19 protein-coding genes are annotated in these 21481 nt (G+C 63.7%); 3 read left to right on the forward strand and 16 right to left on the reverse strand.

Going from position 1 to position 21481, the window contains the following annotated elements:
• The 3 genes from ACK4OE_RS10010 to ACK4OE_RS10020 form a co-directional block, all read right to left on the reverse strand.
• A partial coding sequence (locus ACK4OE_RS10010; protein ID WP_409884666.1) for a GlcG/HbpS family heme-binding protein occupies positions 1–263 on the reverse strand: 263 nt, incomplete at its 3' end.
• 139 nt (positions 264–402) lie between these two features.
• Positions 403–1035, reverse strand: coding sequence for a response regulator transcription factor (locus tag ACK4OE_RS10015; RefSeq protein WP_409884667.1), 633 nt, complete (start codon positions 1033–1035; stop codon positions 403–405).
• Positions 1025–2578 carry a sensor histidine kinase gene (locus ACK4OE_RS10020; RefSeq protein WP_409884668.1) on the reverse strand — a complete coding sequence of 518 codons (1554 nt, stop codon included), beginning with the start codon at positions 2576–2578 and terminating at the stop codon, positions 1025–1027. Before ACK4OE_RS10020 ends, ACK4OE_RS10015 begins: the two co-directional genes overlap by 11 nt.
• 132 nt (positions 2579–2710) lie before the next feature.
• On the opposite strand from ACK4OE_RS10020, the gene ACK4OE_RS10025 reads away from it, so the two are divergent.
• Both ACK4OE_RS10025 and dtd read left to right on the forward strand, forming a co-directional pair.
• The gene (locus ACK4OE_RS10025; RefSeq protein WP_409884669.1) at positions 2711–3661 is read left to right on the forward strand and encodes a cation diffusion facilitator family transporter; all 951 of its coding nucleotides are present in this window, start codon (positions 2711–2713) and stop codon (positions 3659–3661) included.
• The gene (dtd, locus tag ACK4OE_RS10030) at positions 3658–4110 is read left to right on the forward strand and encodes a D-aminoacyl-tRNA deacylase (RefSeq protein ID WP_409884670.1); all 453 of its coding nucleotides are present in this window, start codon (positions 3658–3660) and stop codon (positions 4108–4110) included. Before ACK4OE_RS10025 ends, dtd begins: the two co-directional genes overlap by 4 nt.
• A gap of 135 nt (positions 4111–4245) precedes the next feature.
• Here the strand turns inward: dtd and ACK4OE_RS10035 are convergent, their stop codons facing one another.
• The 11 genes from ACK4OE_RS10035 to cyoA all read right to left on the reverse strand — a co-directional run bounded on the left by ACK4OE_RS10035 (position 4246) and on the right by cyoA (position 18209).
• On the reverse strand, positions 4246–7878 hold the full coding sequence (locus ACK4OE_RS10035) for a PAS domain S-box protein (RefSeq protein ID WP_409884671.1): 3633 nt from the start codon (positions 7876–7878) through the stop codon (positions 4246–4248).
• 21 nt (positions 7879–7899) lie between these two features.
• A complete protein-coding gene (locus tag ACK4OE_RS10040) occupies positions 7900–8718 on the reverse strand; it encodes an alpha/beta fold hydrolase (protein ID WP_409884672.1) in 819 nt (272 codons plus the stop codon).
• A 359-nt stretch (positions 8719–9077) separates the two neighbouring features.
• The gene (locus tag ACK4OE_RS10045; protein WP_409884673.1) at positions 9078–10277 is read right to left on the reverse strand and encodes an MFS transporter; all 1200 of its coding nucleotides are present in this window, start codon (positions 10275–10277) and stop codon (positions 9078–9080) included.
• Positions 10278–10357: 80 nt separating this feature from the next.
• A complete protein-coding gene (locus tag ACK4OE_RS10050; RefSeq protein ID WP_409884674.1) occupies positions 10358–11107 on the reverse strand; it encodes a sulfite exporter TauE/SafE family protein in 750 nt (249 codons plus the stop codon).
• 220 nt (positions 11108–11327) lie between these two features.
• Complete coding sequence (locus tag ACK4OE_RS10055) at positions 11328–11864, reverse strand: response regulator transcription factor (protein ID WP_409884675.1); 537 nt, start codon at positions 11862–11864, stop codon at positions 11328–11330.
• Positions 11854–13209, reverse strand: a complete 1356-nt coding sequence (locus ACK4OE_RS10060) for an ATP-binding protein (protein WP_409884676.1) — start codon at positions 13207–13209, stop codon at positions 11854–11856. Before ACK4OE_RS10060 ends, ACK4OE_RS10055 begins: the two co-directional genes overlap by 11 nt.
• The gene (locus ACK4OE_RS10065; protein WP_409884677.1) at positions 13206–14012 is read right to left on the reverse strand and encodes an SURF1 family protein; all 807 of its coding nucleotides are present in this window, start codon (positions 14010–14012) and stop codon (positions 13206–13208) included. Before ACK4OE_RS10065 ends, ACK4OE_RS10060 begins: the two co-directional genes overlap by 4 nt.
• Before the next feature lie 36 nt (positions 14013–14048).
• Positions 14049–14498: a cytochrome o ubiquinol oxidase subunit IV gene (gene cyoD, locus ACK4OE_RS10070; RefSeq protein WP_409884678.1), complete on the reverse strand. Its 450-nt coding sequence runs from the start codon at positions 14496–14498 to the stop codon at positions 14049–14051.
• A complete protein-coding gene (gene cyoC / locus ACK4OE_RS10075) occupies positions 14499–15131 on the reverse strand; it encodes a cytochrome o ubiquinol oxidase subunit III (protein WP_409884679.1) in 633 nt (210 codons plus the stop codon).
• Positions 15124–17127 carry a cytochrome o ubiquinol oxidase subunit I gene (gene cyoB, locus ACK4OE_RS10080; protein ID WP_409884680.1) on the reverse strand — a complete coding sequence of 668 codons (2004 nt, stop codon included), beginning with the start codon at positions 17125–17127 and terminating at the stop codon, positions 15124–15126. The genes cyoC and cyoB overlap by 8 nt, the downstream gene beginning before the upstream one ends.
• A gap of 8 nt (positions 17128–17135) precedes the next feature.
• Positions 17136–18209 carry a ubiquinol oxidase subunit II gene (gene cyoA, locus ACK4OE_RS10085; RefSeq protein ID WP_409884681.1) on the reverse strand — a complete coding sequence of 358 codons (1074 nt, stop codon included), beginning with the start codon at positions 18207–18209 and terminating at the stop codon, positions 17136–17138.
• 324 nt (positions 18210–18533) lie between these two features.
• Between cyoA and ACK4OE_RS10090 the strand changes: the two genes are divergently transcribed.
• Positions 18534–19868: an MFS transporter gene (locus tag ACK4OE_RS10090; protein ID WP_409884682.1), complete on the forward strand. Its 1335-nt coding sequence runs from the start codon at positions 18534–18536 to the stop codon at positions 19866–19868.
• Between the two features lie 69 nt (positions 19869–19937).
• On the opposite strand, the gene ybeY is transcribed toward ACK4OE_RS10090, so the two are convergent.
• The gene (gene ybeY / locus ACK4OE_RS10095) at positions 19938–20396 is read right to left on the reverse strand and encodes an rRNA maturation RNase YbeY (protein WP_409884683.1); all 459 of its coding nucleotides are present in this window, start codon (positions 20394–20396) and stop codon (positions 19938–19940) included.
• Between the two features lie 69 nt (positions 20397–20465).
• A complete protein-coding gene (locus tag ACK4OE_RS10100; RefSeq protein ID WP_409884684.1) occupies positions 20466–21416 on the reverse strand; it encodes a PhoH family protein in 951 nt (316 codons plus the stop codon).
• Positions 21417–21481 lie beyond the last annotated feature (65 nt).

Below are 21481 nucleotides of genomic sequence, written 5' to 3' on the forward strand. Positions count from 1 at the left end.
GTGTAGGCCTTCAGGCGGCTGGCTTCCAGCGTGTGGGGGCCTGCGTTGTCGGCGCGGTGCACGGCGCGCACGGTGCCTGCGCGGTCCACCACGGTGGCGGTCACGTTGTAGCCGTTGGCGCCGCAGGTGGCGACGGTTTGCGCGGCGATCTGCGTGGCCAGGTCCAGTGAGATGTTCTTTTCGGTGCGTACGCCTTCGGCGCTGGCCGCTGTGGCGATCAGGGACAGGGTGAAGGCGGCGATGGTGGCGAGGCGGTTTTGCATGGTGTTCTCCGGTGTTTTTGACGTCGGGGCCACCGGTTGTGGCGCCGTGGGAGAACTGTAGAAATTGCCGCTGTTTTCAGCCATTCGTGCGGCTACGCGCGTGCCTCCGTAGAACTACGGAAGTCCCATGCAGACTGATTCAAGCCGCCAAGTCCACCAGTGCCGCATACCGCCGTATCAGCTGCGCCAGCGATTCCGCCCCCAGTTTGGCGAACAGGTTGGCGCGGTGCGTCTCCACCGTGCGGGGTGAGAGTTCGAGCGCCCGGCCGATTTCTTTGTTGGTCAGCCCCTCGACGATGAGGCCCAGCACCTCGCGCTCGCGGGCCGACAGTTGCGCAAAACGTTCGCGCGCCTGCTGGTCCGCCTGGTGGCGCTCGCGGGACCGCACATGCTGGCGCACTGCGTTCTGCAGGGCTTCGATCAGCACCTCGTCGTCCACCGGCTTTTCCAGAAACTCCGCCGCGCCGGCTTTGAACGCGCGGCGGCACATCTCCACGGTGCCGTGGCCGGTCAGCAAGATCATGGGCTGGTCCACGCCGTGCGCCAGCAGCTGCTCCAGCACCGTGAGGCCGCTGATGCCGGGCATGCGCACGTCCAGCACGATGGCGCCGATGCTGGCGCGGTCAAACCCCGCCATGAAGGTTTGCGGGTCAGCCCAGGTCTGTACGCGCAAGCCCACGGTGCTGATGAGCAGGCCCAGGCTGTCACGCACGGCGGCATCGTCGTCCACGAGGTGGATCAGGGGCGAGAGGGATGGCGCGTTATCGGTCATTGGCAGGCGGTGAGGTGGGCAGGGTCAGCACAAACTCGGCGCCCGGGCGGCCAGTGGCCGGGTGCGTGGATTCGGGCGCCAGGGTCAGTTGCGCTCCCATGGCTTGCGCCAGGCTCTCGCACAGCGTCAGGCCCAGGCCCAGCCCACCGGTGCGCGTGGTGTAGAACGGCTCGAACAGGTGCTGGCGCGCGTCGGGCGGTATGCCCGGGCCATGGTCGCGCACCGATAGCACCACATGCGCAGCATCTGCACGTTGCATTGAAACGCGCAGCTGGCGCTCGGCGGGCGGCACCTGCTCCAGCGCCTGCAGGGCGTTCATCAGCAGGTTGTGAATGATCTGCTGCAGGGCAACGGGTTCGGCTAACACGTGGGGCAGGTCAGGGGCGGCAGACACCTCGGGCACCACACCGCGCTGCGCCAGCTCGGGCTCCAGCAGGTGCAGCGCGTCGTGCACCGCTGCAGGCATGGCCAGCGGCTGGGCTTGCCCCACCAGGTCGGGCCGCTCCACCAGTCGGCGCAGGCGGCCCACCACGGTAGACGCGCGGCGCGCTTGCTCTACCGCGCGGGCCATGGCCGTTTGCGCGGTGTCGAGGTCGGGCGGGTCATCGGTCAGCAGGCGCTGGGCGGCCTGGGTGCTGGACAGCAGGGCGGTCAGCGGCTGGTTCAGCTCGTGCGCCATGCCGGCTGCCAGCTCGCCCAGCGTGTTCAGCCGCGCCACCTGCCCCAGGCGCAGCAGCTCTTCGGCCCGCTGGCGGGCCACACGCTGGCGCCGCAGGGCGCGGCCTGCCGCCCACAGCGCCGCAGTCAGCAGGCACCAGCCCAGCATGCCCCACCAGGGCAGCTCGTTCAGGCCGACGCTGCGGCGCGCCACCACGTCCAGCGGCTGGCTGGGTGCCGCCAGCAGTTTGTGAAAGTCGTAGGTGCGGATGCCGCTGGCCAGGTCGGCCTGCCCGGGCTGCACCACAAAGGCCTCGCCGCCCTGCTCCAGCGTCACCCGCACGGGGCTTGTCGCCCGGTCCATGGGCCACTCGTCGTTGGGGATGGTGGTGCGCAGGTCGATGTGCAGCGCGTAGCTGGCGGGCGTGGCAGCCAGCACCAGGTAGTAGCGGCCCGCGGGCAGGTTCACGCCCGCCATGGCGGCGTGGCCGGTGCGGCGCGACGTGGCTTCGGCCGCTGCCAGCTCTGCCTGCAGTGCAGGGGGCCAGTCGCTTTGCGCTGTGCGCTGCAGCACCGACAGGATCTGCGGGTACACCGAGGTCAGCCGTGGCAGAGGCGACGATGCGGTGCTGGTGCTGTCGCCCGCAGCCGCAGCGGGTTGCAGCAGCGCCAGCGTGGCCATGATGGCGTCGTGCTGCACCACACGCTGGCTCAGCAGCCGGTGCACGATGCGCGCGTCGGTCTCGAACGCGGCGTGCAATTGCTGCAGGCGCGCCACAGTCAGCCAGCTGACCCCCGCACACGCGATAGCGGCCCACAGCAGCAGGCTGGTGAGGTGGCGTTGTACAGGTCGTGGAAGGAGGCGCTGGCGCCATGCCCGGGTCATGCGCGGATTCTGGCATGGGGGCTTGCACAGGCGTGTGGCTTGCGACGGTTTGAAGCGACCTTAAAGCTGCCCAAAGGCGGCTCTGGTGTAATTTCGGGCTGGCGCTCGTCGCGCCTCGCCCATACTCCCTCCATGTCCAACGTTCCCCCCAAGCCGCACCACTGGCTCACGCCCCGCAACCTGCTGTGGGCGTCGATTGCGGTGGCGGTGGTCACCATCGCGCTCAAGACGCTGGCCTGGGTGGTCACCGGGTCGGTGGGTTTGCTGTCTGATGCCATGGAGTCGTTTGTGAACCTGGCCAGCGCCATGTTTGCGCTGGCCATGGTGACCGTGGCAGCACGGCCTGCGGATGATGACCACCCCTATGGCCACCACAAGGCCGAGTATTTCTCGTCGGGGTTCGAGGGCATCCTCATCGTGGGGGTGTCAGCAGGCATCTTGTGGGCGGCGGGGCACCGCTTGTTCGACCCGCAACCGATTGAACAAGTGGGCTGGGGTCTGGGCCTGTCGGTGCTCAGCTCGGCGCTCAACGGATTCTTGGCGTGGCTCATGTTCCGGTCGGCGCGCGAGTACCGTTCCATAGCGCTGGAGGCCGACGCCCGCCACCTGGTCACCGATGTGTGGACCTCGGCGGGCGTGCTGGTGGGCATTGCGGGCGCGGTGCTCACCGGCTGGCTGTGGCTGGACGCCGTGGCCGCAATTGCGGTGGCGCTGAACATCCTCAAGGAAGGCGTTTCACTCGTCTGGCGCTCGTCCCAGGGCCTCATGGATTCAGCCGTAGAGCCCGAGGTGCAGGCCACCATCGACACCACACTGCAGCAGTTCGTATCGGCCCAGCCGCCTGGCGCCGTGCGGTTCGACCATGTATCCACCCGCCGCGCAGGCCAGCGCCAGTTTGTAGACATGCACCTGCACATGCCCGCGCACTGGACTTTGCGCCACGCCGCGGAGCTGCGCGGCCAGGTCGAGCGCGCACTCATGACCGCCGTGCCCGGCCTGCGCGCCACCATCGAGCTGCTGCCTACCGACGTGGAAGCGCATTTTGACGACCCCCGTGACGACCCCAAGGAAACAACGAAGTGATCAGCGTATTGCAACGTGTGCGTGAAGCCCGCGTGGATGTGGAAGGACAGACCGTGGGCGCCATCGGGCCCGGCCTGTTGGTGCTGGTGTGTGCCGAGCGTGGCGACACCGAGGCGGAGGCCGACAGATTGCTGGCCAAGATCCTCAAGCTGCGCATCTTTTCAGACGCCGCAGGCAAGATGAACCAGAGCGTGCAGGACACCGGAGGCGGGCTGCTGCTGGTGAGCCAGTTCACCCTGGCGGCAGACACCACGGGCGGCAACCGCCCCAGTTTCACCCAGGCCGCCGCGCCGGACGACGGCCGCAGGCTGTACGACTATGTGGTGGCCCAGGCCCGCAAGGTGCACCCCGACGTGGCCACGGGCCAGTTTGCGGCGGACATGCAGGTGCACCTGGTCAACGACGGGCCGGTGACGATACCGCTGCGCATGGCGCCACCGACGTGTTGATATTTAAAAATGATAGCTGCTGGCGCTTGATGGATAAGCGCTAGAGCCTGTTTTTGCTAAAATTTCGGCCCCAGTCATGCTTGTCTGTAGCGGCGCGGCGGTCAGCTGTCAGCGCCGTGCCTTTGGGCACTGCGCTCACAAGGCATTCGCCTCCGCCTTGGCCGCAGTCTCAGTCAGGCGGTCGATGGGCTCGGGGCAGTGCTTGAGATATCCCTGCGCATAGTCCACCCCCATCTCCTTGAGGCGCTGCAGCACTTCGGGGCTTTCTACAAACTCAGCCACCGTTTCCAGCCTCATCAGCCTGGCGACATCGGCAAAACAGCGGACCGCCGCTTCGTCCAGTGGATCGCTGATAAGGTTTCGAATGAACTGCCCGTCGATCTTCAGGTAGTCAACAGGCAGGGCTTTGAGGTACCCGAACGACGACGCACCAGCGCCGAAGTCGTCCAGTGCGACTTTCACCCCGCCGGCGCGGACATGGCCGATGAAGGTCGCCGCGTCCGCAAGGTTGGTGACGGCGGCTGTTTCTGTGATTTCGATGCAGAGCTTGGAGCAAACCGTTGCACCGGCTGCGCCAAACAATTCGAGTGCCCATGCGTGAAACGCCCTGTCGCCCACCGATTGCCCCGAAAGGTTGACGCTGAGGCTGTCGATCAGGCCAGGCTCGTTCAGGCTTTGGAGCCAACGGACCGAGTTTTGTAAAACCCAGCGGTCAATGCGCGACGCCAGATGAAAGCGTTCGGCGGCAGGCAGGAACACTCCGGGCTGCACCAACGATCCGTCGTCGTTTCTCAAACGCAGCAGAACTTCGGCGTGAATGCCCGGCGCTTGATCCCTCAGGCAATGAATGCGCTGCGCAAACAGCACAAAGCCATCGTGGTCCAGCGCGTGCTGGATCCGGGTCGTCCACTGCATCTCATGGTTTCTTTCGCGCATGGTCACGTCGGTTTCAAACCATGCGTGGACGCGATTTCTCCCGGCCTCCTTGGCCGCATAGCACGAGGCATCGGCAGCCTGCTGAATGGCTGAGACGTTGGCCCACCGCTTGTCCAGCGGAACGAGGCCAATGCTGGTGCCGATCCGAAAACGTTTCTCCCCATGGACAAACCGAAAGTCGTTCATGCGGTCACAGATCTTTTGGGCAATCCGACTCGCCTGTTCCATGGTGCAGTGCTCCAGGATGATGGCGAATTCGTCACCGCCCAGGCGCGCAAGGGTGTCGCGCGCACGGATCGAGTCCCCCAGCAGCTTGCTGACCTGCTGCAACAACTGGTCACCGATGGCGTGACCACATGCGTCATTGACCAGCTTGAACTGGTCCAGGTCAATGTAGAACAGAGCATGGCTGCTGTCGTTGTCCTGCGCATGGCGTAGCGTTCTGAGCAAGCGCGACTCGAACTCCGCGCGGTTGACAAGACCGGTCAGCGAATCGTGCGTGGCCCGATAGGTCATCTCGCCACTGAGCCTGCGCTGCTCGCTGACATCATGAAAGACCAGCACAACGCCGAGCATTTCGCCCTGCGGACTGCGAATGGGGGCCGCCGAGTCCTGGATTCCGTGTTCAGTGCCGTCTCGCGCAATGAGCAAGGTTTTGGGGGCCAGGCCCACCGTCTTGCCTTCGGCCAGGCACGCCGCCACCGGGTCGGGTGCGGGCTCGCGCGTTTCTTCGTTGACGATGTGAAACACCTGCAGCAAGGGGCGCCCGATCGACTCCGAAGACAGCCACCCCGTCATGCGCTCGGCCACCGGGTTGAGCCAGCTGATCAGCCCATCGGCATTGGTGGTGATGACGGCGTCCCCAATCGACTGGAGGGTGACCCTCATCAGTTCGTGCTGCTGAGCCAGTTCGGCGCTTAGTTGCAGCATGGCTTCGTCACGGCGTTTTCTCTCGGAAATGTCGATGTGGATACCAAACACCCACTCGGGCTTGCCGTCGGCGGTGCGTGTGATGAGCCTTCCCCGGTCTTCGACCCAAATCCAAGAGCCATCCCGATGGCGCAGGCGCAGTTCGAACACATAGGCGTCGCTACGGCCCGCAAAATGCTCGCGCAGCAACTGCTGGGTCTGGGGCAGCTCGTCCGGGTGGGCGATGTCTGCACGGTACTGGTTCGTTATGACGCCCAGTTCTTCGATGGTCCAGCCGATGATCTCCGCCCAGCGAGGGTTGACGATCACCTCGCCGGTTCGGACGTTCCATTCCCAGGTGCCGGCGTTCGTGCCCTCTATGAGGTTGCGTAGTCGCTCGTGCTCCCTGGCCAGGGCTGTCTCCGCGCGCCTGCGAAGCGTCACGTCCTGGCTGACCGAGAGACTGCGCAAGGGCTGGCCGTGCTCGTCGCGCTCCATAAGCGCGGACAGCAAAACGTCGATGATTTCGCCCTGGCGCGTGACCATTTGGTAGGGCACTTCGTCGCACCGGCCGGCGGCAAAGAAGGTCGGCAGGACTTCCTCTTTGGCCCGCCGGCGGGACTCTTCGGTGAGGAAATCTGACGACAATCGGCCAATGACTTCCTCGCGGCGGTAGCCTAGACAAGCGAGCCAAGCATCGCTGACATGCAGAATTCGGCCTTGGGCATCAATGGAGTGGAGCATGGCAGGCGTGGTTTCGTACATCGCCCGCAGTCGACCTTGCGCGATCACCAGCGCCTGTTGCTGCTCCCGCCGCTGCGTGATTTCCTGAAGTGTTCCGCGCAGGCCGCTGATGCGCCCAGACGCATCGCGCACAGCCTCGCCGCGCGCCTCCACCCAGCCTGTATGGCCACCGGGTCGCCGGTAGCGCAGATCCAGGACGTAGTCCTGGCCGGTGCTCAGCGCATTGGATACCCGCTCTGCGAGCTTGGCATAGTCTTCCGGCAGGTAAATGCGCGATTGATCTTCAAAACTGGGTGCGGGTGCCTGTGGGTCGCCGCCGAGAATCGAGTACATCTGCGGAGACCACGTCACCACATCCCCCTCGACTTGCCAGTTCCAACTGCCTGTTTGACCAAGCCTCTGGGCTTCTTCCAGTGCCAACTGCGCTGTCTTGAGTGCGGTCACGTCACTGACATTGACGAAAAAACCAAGCACCTCGCTGCCTGCGATATCGGGGACGTAGTGCGCCAGGATGTGGCGGCGACTTCCATCAAAATTGGTCACTGCACGTTCGAAATTCTGTTCGTGTCCTGCCAGCGCAGCGTGGGCGTAATCCTCGTTCCATTCAACGATGCGTTCGCCCAGCAGCTCTTCGCGCGACATGCCGATCAACTCGTGCGGTTGCCTGCCGAACCATTGCGCGTAGGCATGGTTGGCAAAGCGGCATCGCCGATCCTTACCCCAGTAAGCGACCATGCCTGGGATCGCGTCAGCGATGGCGCGAATAAAGCGCTGGCTTTCGCCGAGCGCCAGGCCCGCCGACTCTGCCAGGTTGCGCTGTTCAATGAGTTCAGCCTCGAAGCGGTGGCGCTCGTGGGTGGAAACAAGGCTCCAAAAATAGGCGGGAGCGCCGTTGTATTCCCCCCGGCGGCTATCGAGCAGCACCGGTACGCGAGTTTTGTCGCCGCCGCTGACTTGCAAATGGATCTCGCTGATCTGCCCGTCCCGCAGCAAGGTGGGCCAGATATGGGTCTGCAAAAAAATACGGCTGGCTGGCGGCAGCAGTGCTTCCAACAAAACCCCGATGCGATCCTCTCGTGCCCCCCCTGCAAGCGCAAGAAGTGCTGCGTTGACGTCCAGCAGGCGGCCCCCTTCGTCCGTGACGATCACCGCGCAGGGCAATTGGTCCAGCAGATTCATGGAAGGGGCCTTGCCTTTGCGTCAGGCGCTGACGGCAGCCTGATCCAGGTAGTCGCGCATGGCTTTGATCACAAGGTCGGGGTTGCTCATGTGCGCGCAATGGCCGGAAACGTCGAGCACTTCAAGCGTGCTGTCCGGCAGGTGGGCATGCAGATACTCCCCGACGGAAAGGGGTGCCAGAGTGTCGCTGCGGTGTTGCAAAAGCAACGACGGGCGCGAGACCTTGGCCAGGTCTGCCCGGTTGTCTGCGAAGAATGTGGCCCGAGCGAACACTTTTGCAACGGCCGGGTCCGTCGAGCAAAAACTGTCGGTCAGCGTGCTGGTCACGTCGCCAGCTCCTGCATTTCCTGCAACCACCGGTGCCAGGTAGTTGGCCCATCCCATGTAGTTTTGATCCATCAGCGCCAGCAGGCCTTCCAGGTCGTCACGCTCGAAGCCCCCAGCGTAGCCGGGCGGGTCATTCAGAAAGCACGGCGATGGGCCCAGCAAAACCAGCCGGTCAAACAGCGAAGGCCGCTCTATCGACGCGAGCATGCCGATGCTGCAGCTGACCGAATGGCCCACAAAAGTCACCCCTTCGTCCAGGCCAAGGGCATCGCATATTTCCAGGACGTCCAGTGCGTAACCTTTAAGGTCGGCATACCGCAGCCGGTCAAACGCTGCCCGATCCGATCCGCCGCTGCCCACATAGTCGAACATTACTTGGCGGTGCGTAGCTCTGAACGCCGGTGTAACCAAGCTCCACATGTCTTGACTGCACCCAAAGCCATGCGCATACATCAGCACAGGGCCTTCGTCGCCCAAAATCTTGACATTGTTTCGCTTCAAAACGCTGCTCATGGCGCATGTTCTCGGGTTGGTGCGGTATTGCCGCAAAGCGGTTACTACAACTTTGTAGGTTGCCATGGACTATAGCGACGCAGCCGCTGCCTGGCTGTGTGCAACAGGCGGCGGTGCGGGTAAACACCGCGTTTAACAATAGTTTGCAGTTGCCGTGGGATTCCACGGGGGTTGAGTGTCTTGCTTGCGCTCCCTGGTTTGAGAGGTTGCAGCGGGCCGGAGATGCTGTCTTTTGGAAAGCACTGGCGCGCAGGGCTCGATCAGTGGGACCGGTTCAGTCCAGTGCACCAGCCGTTCATGGCATTTTGAACAGGTTCTCAGGATTCGTGTGCAGAATCCCCGAAAGCCTGAGGTGAGCACTATTTCTGAAGAACAAGCAGTGGCGACACCGGCAGCACCCGGAACGCCACCGACGCCAACGCAAGCCATGCCGCGATGGTCAGCATGACAGCGGTGTGTGCATCCCACCCCCAGCGCTGTGCCCAGGTGGCGACGAAGCCGGTGAACCACTGCATCAGCGCCACGCCCAGGAACATCGCCATGGTGTATGCCGACAGGGCGCGGCCCGTCAGCGCGGGCCGGTAAGACGCGCGCACGTCGGCGTACTGCAGCACGCCGTAGCCCGACAGCAGGCCCATCAGCAAGATCAGCACCACGCTGGCGGCCGCGTGCACGCGCATTAGCGCAAGCACGGCAAACAGTGCGGCCATCAGCAGCGACGCATTGCCGATCCACCACCTGCGGCGGCCGGTGCCCGGGTCCAGCCGTCCCGCCAGACCGGGCGCGAAGAGGGCGATGAGCGAGAGGCCCAGCGCCACGTTGCCGCTGTCCACCAGCGAGAGGTGGTAGCGGTCCATCAGCAGCGGTGCCAGCCACAAGCCGCGCAGCGACAGGAACGCAGCATAGCCCGACATGCCGAGCACCAGAATGCCCCAGGTGTGCGGCACTATCAGCAGCTCGCCAAAGCCCCGCAAGGCCTGGCCCCAGGTTTCACGCTGCGCCGGGGGTGGGGCCAGGGGCGCAGGCTCATGCACCCGCAGGTAGATCATCAGCCACGACAGCGCGCTCAACACCGCCAGCACCGCATAGCCCGTGCGCCACCCCCCGCCGTGTTGCACCAGCCATGCCAGTGGCGTGCCCGTGAACAGCAGGCCCAGCCCGCCAACGCCCATGGCCACCCCGGAGAGGTAGGCAAACCGCTCCGCCGGAAAATGCCGCGCGATAAACAGTGTGCAGGCCAGGAAGGCGGGCGAGCAGCCCACCCCGATCATCAGCTGGCCCACCATGAGCCAGGCGTAACCCGGTGCCGCGGCAGAAAGCGCCGAACCTGCGATGGCCAGCGGAAACGCAGTGAGCACGGTTCGGCGCAGGCCATACAGGTCCAGCCCCACGCCCATCAGCAACTGGGCCACGCCAAACGACAGGCCGAACAGCCCGGCAAAGGCGCCCAGCGACCCGGGCGAAAGCCCAAAATCCGCCGTCAGCCCTTGCGCCACCATGGCGGTGGTGGTGCGAAAGGCCTGGCTGAGCGCGAAGCCGCTCAGCAGCGTCAACAGCATGGCCCACAGAGCGCGGGGCTGCGGGCGCTCGTTACCCGCTGGGGTGGCCCCGGATGAAGAAGGTGACACTGCGCTTGCTTTCACTGGCGCCAGAAGAACACCGCTGCCATTACCAGGCCGGTGGCCACGATGCCCCAGCGCAGCACATTCGCAGGCAGTTTGCGCGCCACCCGTGCGCCGCCGTAGCCGCCTGCGGTGGCGGCCACCATCATCATCAGCGCCTGCGGCCACAGCACGATGCCGCCCGCCGCGTAGATTGCCACGGCGATGGCAGTCAGCAGGGCAGACACGAGGTTCTTCATCCCATTCATGGCGTTGAGTTGCGTCTGCCCCAGGAGGCCGAACAGCGCCAGCAGCAAGATGCCCAAACCCCCGTTGAAATAGCCGCCATAGCCCGCGACTGCCAACATGCCCAGCGCGGCCTTCCATGGCTGTGCGGGGCCGTGGGCAGACGCCCCCGCCCACTGCCGCAGCGTGGGGCCAAAGGCGAACATGGCCGTGGCCGCCAGCAGCAGCCAGGGCACCACCTTGCGGAAGGTGGCATCAGGCGTGATGAGCAGCAAGGCAGCCCCCGCCGAGCCACCGATGAGAGCCAGCAGAATCACAGCCCGCATGGACAGGCCGGGTGGCGGTTGCATGTCTTCCCGAAAACCCCAGGCCCCTGCCATGTAGCCAGGTAGTAGGGCCACGGTGCCCGTGGCGTTGGCCACCACCGGCGGCACGCCGGTGAAAACGAGCGCGGGCAGGGTCAGGAAGCTGCCGCCGCCTGCAACCGCGTTGAGGGCGCCGGCCGCGAAGGCGGCAGTGAGCAGCAGGGCGGTGTCGAACATGGGTCTCCAGAAATCGTGTTTTTTGTAGCTGCAAGGCGTACCGGGTGGCAACACCAGGCAGCGATTCGCCGCTGGCGCAGTGCTGCGGCGCGGGGCACACGATGTTAGACGGCCTTGGCCGGTGTCAAAGGCACGAAAGCACTGCTGTTTGGAGAAGGTGCCATGCGCAAAACGTGCGCAATGGCGATGCGGCTGCCTGCAATGGGCAGGCGCCGCGTGCTCACACGCGCTGCTTGCCCAGCTTGCGGCTAAGGGTGCGGCGGTGCATGCCCAGCCGGCGGGCTGCTTCCGAGATGTTGAAGTCGGTTTCGGCCAGCACCTCGTGAATGCGTTCCCATTCCAGCGTCTTGATGGAGCTGGAGCGGTTGGTTAGCTCGACCTCGGCGTTGCCCTCCATCAGGCCAAAGGCGGCTTCGATGTCGTCGGTGTTGGATGGCTTGGCCAGGTAGTGTACGGCTCCGAGTTTGACGGCCTCCACCGCAGTCGAGATGCTGGCAAAGCCGGTGAGCACGACGATACGCATGGTGTTGCTGTGGGCATGGAGCATCCGCACACAAGCCAGGCCCGAGGCTTCGCCCTTGAGCTTGAGGTCTACCACCGCGTACACGGGCATGTGCTCAAAGAGCAGCTGCTCCATATGCGCCAGGCTGTCGGCGTGCAGCACGCGGTAACCCCGCCGCTCGAACGAGCGCGCAAGGGTGCGGGCAAAGGCCTCGTCATCCTCCACGATCAGCAGCAGCGGGTTTTCAGTGTCCATGGTGGTTGGGTCGCTTGTCTTGCAATGCAATGGCCGCCAGCGGGATCGTGATGGTGACCTCGGCGCCACCGCCCTCAAGGTTGCGCGCTGCCACGGTGCCGCCCAGCGTGCGTGCCACGTTCATCGACAGGAACAGCCCTAGCCCGCCGCCGGGGCGCCCCTTGGTCGACTGGTAGGGCGTGCCAATCTGTTTCAGTACCGCTGCGGAGAAGCCGGGCCCCCGGTCGCTGACCACGATGCGCAGCACCTCAGCATCACTGCGCGCCTGCAGGCTCACCCAGTGCGGCGACGCATCACGGGCATTGTCCAGCACATTGAAAACCATTTGCTCCAGCGTGGCATCGGCCACCATGGGGCGGTCGTCTTCAATGTGGTTGTCAAACACAAACTGGTCGACCGACCGCGTGGCCCGCCAGTCCTGCACCAGAGTGTCAAGAAACCGGCACGCCGTGGTCTGGCTGGAGTCCTCGCCGCGCGTCTCGCCTGCGGACAGCAGGATGCCGCTGACAATGGTTTTGCAGCGTTGCACCTGGGCTTCCATCTCGGCGATTTCTTCCTGCAGCACGGGGTCAGTTGCCAACGCGGGGATGCGTCGCCAGTCGCCCAAAATGACGGCCATGGTGGCCAGCGGCGTGCCCAGCTCGTGCGCGGCGCCCGATGCCAGCAACCCCATGCGCACGATGTGTTCCTCCTCGGCGGCACGCTGGCGCACTGCAGCCAGCCGGGCGTCGCGCTGGCGCAGGTTGCGGCTGATGCGGGTGATGAAGATGACCACCAGGATGGCATTGAGCACAAAACACACGAGCAGCCCCAGCACATAAGGGCTGGCCCAGCCCTCGTGCATGTTGGGCGCCATGGGCAGGGGTTTGCTGTGCTGGGCCAGCAGCACCACACACGCCGATGTCAAAATAACAATGAACCAGATGTAGCTGCCCCGCAGCAGCATCGCGCCCACTGCAATCTGTAGCACGTACAGAAAAACAAAGGGGTTGCTGATGCCACCGCTCAGGTACAGCTGGGCGGTCAACGCGGCCACGTCGATCAGCAGGCCAATGAAGATCTCGACGTCGTGCACGCTGCGTCGGGTGCGCCAGCGCACCAGGCTGACGATGTTGAAGATCGCCATACAGCCCACGATAGTGAGCATCTCTCGCATGGGCAGGGGCATGCCCAGGATGTAGTGCGTGGTCTCGATGGTGAGCAGCTGGCCCACCACGGCAATCCAGCGTAGCTGGATAAGCTGCTGCAGGTTCTTGAGCCCGGCCGTGGCGGTGGCCGAACTGGCTTTGCTCAAAGGCCGTAAGGGCCGGGGGGGTCTGCGGCTACTGGGGCGGGTACTGGTCATGGCGGAGGGGCGGCGCGGCTGTGGGCGCGCAGACGCATCTCGTAGCGTGCCACAACCACAGTGGCCCCTACCACCATCAGTGCCAATCCAAACCAGGTCAGCGCATAAACCAGGTGGCTGTTGGCAAAGCGCACAACCGTAAGGCCGGTGCGGGGCCAGGGGCCTTGCGCTGCCGGACGCTGCTCGGTGTTGGTGGCGCCTTGCCGGGTCGGGAAACCCACATCCACAAAATATGGTGCTGCGTTGGGCAGCTGCAATGCCTGCGCCATGGCCCCCACATCGCGTGAGTGCCAGCGCTGTTGCTCAGGCGCATTGCGGCGAAGGAACCCCCCGCCCGGCTCGCTGATGCGCAGCAGGCCTTCGATGGTCACCGGCCCACCCGCCGTGGCGTTGATCGCTTGGCTCTGCCACTGCTCGCGCTGGTTGGCAGGCACAAACCCCCTGTTGACTAGAACCTGTGTGCTGTCGTCCTGCTGCAGGGGGGTCATCACCCAGAACCCGGCACCCAGCTCGGTGGTGGCTTGGGTCAGCAGGGTTTTGTCTGCCAGCCATTCACCCTGCAGCCGTACCGCCAGGTACTCGTGCGTCGGGGCGGTGATCTGCGGCCACTGCGCCGCAGGTGGCGGCGCGCTCGGGGTGGCGTAGAGGCGCTCCGTGGTGCGTTCGATCAGATCGAGCTTCCAGGAGCGGCGTTGCACTTGCCACATCCCCAGGGCGATGAACCCCGCAAACAGGGCCACACCCACCAGCGCGAGCACGGCCAGCGTCCACGTGGAGTGCGGGCTGCGGCGGCCCGTGTGCATGGCAGCGTCCACCTTTGACCTGGGCCGTGCGTCAGGTCAGGGCGACGAGCGCAGCTCGGTGCCCGCGGGTGCCATGCCCGGCATGGGCGGGTGCTCCGGCATCATGTTGGTGTTCATGTGGAACATCACCCACAGCGTGCCTGCAATGGTGATGGCCACAAACACCACGGTGAAGATGGTGGCCAGCAGCGTCCAGCCGCCCTCGATCTTGCCGTTCATGTGCAGGAAGTAAACCATGTGCACGAGGATCTGGATGACGGCAAAGCCGCCCAGCACCAGCACAGCGGTGTTGCGGTCGGCAATCACCTTGGCCATTACCAGCCAGAACGGAATGGCCGTGAGAATGATCGACAGCACGAACCCGGTCATGTAGCCAGAGAACGTGCTATGTGGCTCGTTGGCGTCGTGGTGGTGGCTATCGCCCTCATGCCCGTGCCCGTGACCACCGTGGTGGTCGTGTGCGTGCGTTGTGTGTTGTGCGCTCATTTACAGCACTCCCATCAGGTACACAAAAGTAAATACGCCAATCCAGATCACGTCCAGAAAGTGCCAGAACATGGACAGGCACATCAGGCGGCGAGTGTTCTCGGGGATCAAGCCGTGCTTTTTGATCTGCAGCATCAGCACCACCAGCCAGATGAGGCCAAAGGTGACGTGCAGGCCGTGGGTGCCCACCAGCGTAAAGAAGGCCGACAGGAAGGCGCTGCGCTGGGGTGTGGCGCCCTGCTGGATCAGGTGATAAAACTCATAGAGTTCCAGGGCCAGAAAGCACAGGCCGAAAAGGCCGGTGACCGCCAGCCACAGCAGCGTGCCGTTCACATCCTTTTTCTGCTTGCGCAGCATGGCAAAGCCGAAGGTGATGGATGACAGCAGCAGGAACGCTGTGTTGATGGCGACCAGCGTCAGGTCAAACAGCTGCGCGCCCGTAGGGCCCGCCGCATAACTGCGGCCCAGCACGCCATAGGTGGCAAACAGGGCGGCAAAGATGAGGCAGTCGCTCATCAGGTACAGCCAGAAGCCCAGGGCCGTGCCGTTTTCGGGGTGGGGATCGTGCGCCAGGTGGTATGCGCGCGGGGCCAGGGCGCCAGCGGCGCCTGCTTGGATGCGAAGTTCAGACATGGCGGGCCAGTTGCAAAGTGCGGGCTTCTTCGGTGGAGTTCACTTCGGATGCCGGGATGTAGAAGTCACGCTTGTAGTTGAACGTGTGGATGATCGACGCCAGCAGCAGCACGGCAAATGACACACCCGCCAGCAGCCACATATGCCAGATCAGCGCAAAGCCGAACACCAGAGACAGGGCAGAGATCACCGCGCCCGAACCTGTGTTGGCAGGCATGTGGATAGGCGCAAAGCCAGTGAGCGGGCGCTGGTAGCCATGCTTTTTCATGTCCCACCAGGCGTCGATCTCATGCACCACCGGGGTGAACGCGAAGTTGTAGCTGGGCGGAGGCGACGAGGTGGCCCATTCCAGCGTGCGTGCGTCCCAGGGGTCGCCCGTCCAGTCGCGCAGTTCGTCGCGCTTGAGGTAGCTCACCACCAGCTGGATTAGGAAGCAGGCAATGCCCGCTGCGATCATGGCCGCCCCGATGGCGGCGATCACGAACCAGATCTGGAGCGACTGATCTTCAAAGTGGCTGACGCGGCGGGTGACACCCATCAGGCCCAGCACATACAGCGGGCCGAACGCCACCCAGAAGCCCACTACCCACAGCCAGAAGGAGCGCACGCCCCAGGTGCGGTCTAGCTTGTAGCCAAAGGCCTTGGGGTACCAGTAGTTGATGCCCGCAAACAGGCCAAACAACACGCCGCCAATGATCACGTTGTGGAAGTGGGCAATCAGGAACAGGCTGTTGTGCAGCACGAAGTCGGCCGGGGGCACGGCCAGCAGCACGCCGGTCATGCCGCCGATGGCAAACGTAATCATGAAGGCCACGGTCCACATCATGGGCAACTCGAACCGGATGCGGCCCTTGTACATGGTGAACAGCCAGTTGAAGATCTTGGCCCCGGTGGGGATCGAGATGATCATCGTCGTGATGCCAAAGAACGTGTTCACGCTGGCGCCAGAGCCCATGGTGAAGAAGTGGTGCAGCCACACCAGGTAAGACAGGATGGTGATAACGACGGTGGCGTACACCATGGAGGTGTAGCCAAACAGGCGCTTCTTGCAGAACGTGGCCACCACTTCAGAGAAGATGCCAAAGCAGGGCAGGATCAGGATGTAAACCTCTGGGTGGCCCCAGATCCAGATCAGGTTCACGTAGAGCATGGGGTTGCCGCCCAGCTCGTTGGTGAAGAAGTTGGTGCCGGCGTAACGGTCCAGCGACATCAGTGCCAGCGCGGCCGTCAGCACGGGGAACGATGCGACGATGAGTGCGTTGGTGCACAGCGCGGTCCACACGAACACGGGCATCTTCATCAGGCTCATGCCAGGTGCGCGCATCTTGACGATGGTCACGATCAGGTTGATACCTGACAGCGTGGTGCCCACACCCGCTATCTGCAATGACCAGATGTAGTAGTCAAGACCCGTGCTTGCGCTTTGCGACCCCAGGTTGGAGAGCGCCAGCCAGCCTGATGTTGAAAACTCTCCCAGGAACAGTGACACCATCACCAGCACTGCGCCCGCCGTGGTCATCCAGAAGCTGAAATTGTTAAGGAAGGGAAAGGCCACGTCGCGCGCACCGATCTGCAGCGGGATAAGGTAGTTCATCAGTCCCGTGACCAGCGGCATGGCCACGAAAAAGATCATGATCACGCCGTGGGCGGTGAAGATCTGGTCGTAGTGGTGGGGCGGCAGGTAGCCCATGTTGTCGCCAAAGGCCATGGCCTGCTGCAGGCGCATCATCACCGCGTCGGCAAAGCCGCGCAGCAGCATGACGATGCCCAGAATCATGTACATGATCCCGATCTTCTTGTGGTCGATGCTGCAGATCCAGTCACGCCACAGGGGCCCCCACAAGCGGAACCTGGTGATTCCCGCCGTGACGGCGATGCCGCCCAGCAAGACGGCGATGAAGGTTGCCAGAATGATGGGGTCATGTGCCATCGGAATGGCATCCCAGCTGAGGCGACCCAGTGCCCAGTGGGCGGGAGAAGTTGTTTCGTAGGACATGGAAATGCTCACTGGCGAATGCTGGCGCCGGACGTTGGGTCCGGTGCGTTGCGAAGTTCGAGCTCGGCCACCACCTGGGTGGCGTTCTGTACCGTGCACCAGTCCTGCGGCAGGTTCAGGCCCACGGCGCGCACGTAGGCGTCGCCACCGCTGGCGTCAATGGCCATCATGTGGTGCATACACATTTTTCCATCTTCGACGCAGCGGTTGAGCACCTTGTCGTACAGGCCTTCATCCACAGAGGCAAAGTGCTGCACGGGGTGTCGTGCGCTGGGTTTGACGAGGTTCAGGTAGGTGTCTTTGTCCAGAGGCTTGCCTTCGGTCTTGGCCTTTTGCACCCATTGTTCAAAGTCGCTATCGCTCAGTCCATGGAACTTGAACGTCATGCCCGAGAAGCCCGCACCGCTGTAGTGCGAGGACATGCCCTTGAACACGCCGGGCTTGTTGATCACCGCGTTCAGCTCGGTCTGCATGCCGGGCATGGCGTAGATCATGCCGGCCAGGTCGGGTACGTAGAACGCGTTCATGGTGGAGGTTGCCGTCAGCTTGAACAAAATGGGGCGGTCTACCGGGGCGGCCACTTCGTTCACGGTGGCAATGCCTTGTTCGGGGTAGAAGAACATCCACTTCCAGTCCATTGCGACCACTTGCACCACCAGGGGTTTGACGTGGGCAGGCACCGGGCGCTGGGCATCAATGCGGTCCAGCGGGCGGTAGGGGTCGAGCTTGTGGGTGGCGATCCAGGTGATGGCGCCCAGGGCGATGATGATGAGCAGCGGCACGGTCCAGATCACCAGCTCCAGCGTTGTGGAGTGGTGCCACTCGGGGTCGTAGTCGGCCTCGGTGTTGGCGGCATTGTTCTGGCGGTATTTCCACGCAAACCACAAAGTGAGAGCGATCACCGGCACGATGATCAGCAGCATCAGTAGCGTGGCGGTGATGACCAGCTGGCCTTGCTGGGCGGCGACATCGCCAGCCGGGTTGAGCACGACAGCCTTGCTGCAGCCGGTGAGTAATCCAGCGAACAGGGCAGTGGCTGCTGCAAGCCCGACGAGCCTGCGGGGTTCCTTGATGTGGTACATGCTAGGGGCGCGCCTGAAAGCGCTTTAGGTGTAAACGCGAATGACTCGACCACCGCACTGTAGTAGCCCATACAAATTTGTCGATTGGACATTTTGTCCAAGATCAAACTTTTGCAGGTTTTGGGGCAGTTCAGGGTGGGTAAGTGCGTTTCAGGTGACTGCGGCGCTGACTGCGCGCTGTCATGGGGTATCCCATGGCTTTTGGGGGACCCAAAAGGGGCGCTATCAGGGTTTTCCTACGCGCTTTGTTAGCGAAAGCGCACTTGTGATGGTGCGACGCACAAGGTAGAACAGTGGTCAGGTTTTCAATTGAGGAATGTCAATATGGTTGGCCAAGGTTCTGCGGCGCTGGCTGCGCCAGGTTTTGAGGGTGAAGGGTCGCTTGCACGGGCGCACACCGACGAGGATGTCACCCCCGGTGAGATCGCGGTCGGGGTGATCATTGGGCGGTCCTCTGAATATTTCGACTTTTTTGTGTTCGGTATTGCCAGCGTGCTGGTGTTTCCGTCGCTGCTGTTCCCGTTTTTGTCGCGGTTGGATGGCACGTTGGCGGCTTTTGCCATCTTTTCCGTTGCGTTTGTTGCGCGCCCGTTCGGTACTGCCATATCAATGGCTGTACAGCGGCGCTGGGGCCGCGGCACCAAGTTGACGCTGGCGCTGTTCCTGCTCGGGGCCAGCACGGCGGGCATGGCGTTTTTGCCCAGCTATGCCGCTGCGGGCACCGCCGCCATCGTGGCGCTGGTCGTCTTGCGGGTGGGTCAAGGCTTGGCGCTGGGTGGGTCGTGGGACGGCCTGCCGTCGCTTTTGGCACTGAGCGCACCCAAGGAGCGCCGCGGGTGGTTTGCCATGATTGGCCAGCTGGGGGCGCCCATCGGGTTTGTGCTGGCGGCCAGCCTGTTTGCCTACCTATACAGCAGCCTGAGCGTGACCGAGTTTCTGGACTGGGGCTGGCGCTATCCGTTTTTTGTGGCGTTTGCCATCAACGTAGTGGCCCTGTTCGCCCGCCTGCGCCTGGTGGTGGGCCAGTCGTACGCTGAGCTGCTGCAGCAATTGGAGCTGCAACCCGTGGGCGTGACCCGCGTCATGCGCGATGAGGGCCGCAATGTGCTGCTGGGGGCCTTTGCTGCCCTGGCCAGTTTTGCGCTGTTCCACCTGGCCACGGTGTTTCCGCTGTCGTGGATCGCTATGTATTCCGAGCAGTCCATCACCGAGGTGCTGAACGTACAGATCGTCGGCGCGTTGCTGGCCGCTGGCGCCATCATGGTGTCGGGCTGGCTGGCCGACCGCGTGGGTCGCCGCAACCTGCTGGGCACCATGGCGCTGTTTATCGGTGCGTTCAGCTTGGTGACGCCGTGGCTGCTGGGCGCGGGCCAGGTGGGCAACAACATTTTTCTGTTGGTGAGCTTTGTGCTGCTGGGCCTATCGTACGGGCAGGCGTCGGGCACGGTGACGGCGAACTTCTCGCCGCAGTACCGCTACACCGGGGCGGCGCTGTCGGCTGACTTGGCTTGGCTGGTAGGCGCCGGGTTTGCCCCACTGGTCGCGTTGGCACTGTCCGCCAAGTTTGGGTTGGGCGCTGTGTCGTTGTACCTGCTGTCGGGCGTGGTGTGCACGCTGGTGGCACTGCGCATCAATCGCCGGATTGAGCGCAAGGAATAGGGCTGTAGCTTGGGGGCGGGCCGCCAACCCGCACCCAGGCGCAGCAGGGACTATCGAGTAAGCAGGTGCTTACTTGGAGTAGGGGTCAGCGAACCCCAGCCCTTTCATGATGTCCGTCTCATAGGCTTCCATCTCGTCGGCATCGGCGGTGCTGGTTTCGTGGTCCCAGCCCTGGGCGTGCAATGCGCCGTGCACCAGCATGTGGGCGTAGTGTTCTTCCAGGCTTTTGTTTTGCTCCAGGGCCTCACGTTCGATCACCGGGGCGCACAACACCAGATCGGCCGTCACCACGGGCTCCTGGGTGTAATCGAAGGTGAGCACGTTGGTCGCGTAGTCTTTCTTGCGAAAGTCGCGGTTCAGCTGCTGGCCTTCTTCGGCGCCCACGATGCGCACGGTGATCTCCGCGTCAGTGGCAAGTGCGTGGCGAATCCAGCGCGTGACCTTGTGGCGCGGCAGTACGGCGCGGTGGGCGGCTGCGTCAGCAAAACGACCAAACTGCAGTGACAGAGACAGTTGTTGGAGAGACATTTCTGGTCTTTTTGGCTTCTAGCGCTTTATCCATAAGCGCTAGTAGCTATTAATTTATGAGTGGTTGGGTCAGCTACGTGCCGGTGTTGCTCGTCGCGGCGCGTCGTAGGCGTCCACAATGCGCGCGACCAGCGGGTGGCGCACCACGTCTGCGCTGGTAAAGCGGGTGATGGCGATGCCTTTGACGCGCTTCAACACGCGTTCTGCATCGACCAGCCCGCTCATCGCGCCTTTGGGCAGGTCCACCTGGCTCACGTCACCCGTGACGACGGCGCGCGCGCCAAAGCCGATGCGGGTAAGGAACATCTTCATCTGCTCGGGCGTGGTGTTTTGCGCTTCGTCGAGGATCACAAACGCATTGTTCAGCGTGCGCCCGCGCATGAAGGCCAGCGGCGCGATCTCGATCGCATTGCGCTCGAACGCCTTTTGCACCTTGTCATGGCCCATTAGTTCATACAGCGCGTCGTACAGCGGGCGCAGGTACGGGTCCACCTTTTGCGCCAGGTCGCCCGGCAAAAAGCCCAGCCGTTCGCCTGCTTCGACTGCGGGGCGGGTTAGCACGATGCGCTGCACGGTACTGCGTTCCAGTGCATCCACCGCACAGGCCACCGCCAGATAGGTCTTGCCCGTGCCGGCGGGGCCGATGCCGAACGTGATGTCGTGGGAGGCAATGTTCTGCAGGTACAGGTTCTGTGTGGGCGTGCGCCCGCGCAGATCGGCGCGGCGGGTGTTGAGAATGATCGCGTCGTCGGGCGCCTGCAGCAGCTCGCTGTCGCCCGCCAGCATCAGCTGGATGTAATCCTCGGTGATCGGGCGCTCGGCCATCTCGTACAGCGCCTGCAGCAGCTCCATCGCCTGCGTGGCCTTGGCCTTGGGGCCGTCTACCTTGAACTGCTCGTGCCGGTGCGCAATGCTCACCGACAGGGCCACTTCAATGGTGCGCAGGTGCGCGTCGGCCGGGCCACACAGGTTGGTGAGGCGGGTGTTGTTGTGGGGGGTGAAGGTGTGGCGCAGGATCACGCGGATAATTCCAGTTTGGCAATCGAGAACACGGCAAGGAAACGGCGCTGCACCCTGTGCAGCCG

Source organism: Acidovorax sp., assembly GCF_046314175.1.
Lineage (GTDB): Bacteria > Pseudomonadota > Gammaproteobacteria > Burkholderiales > Burkholderiaceae_C > Acidovorax.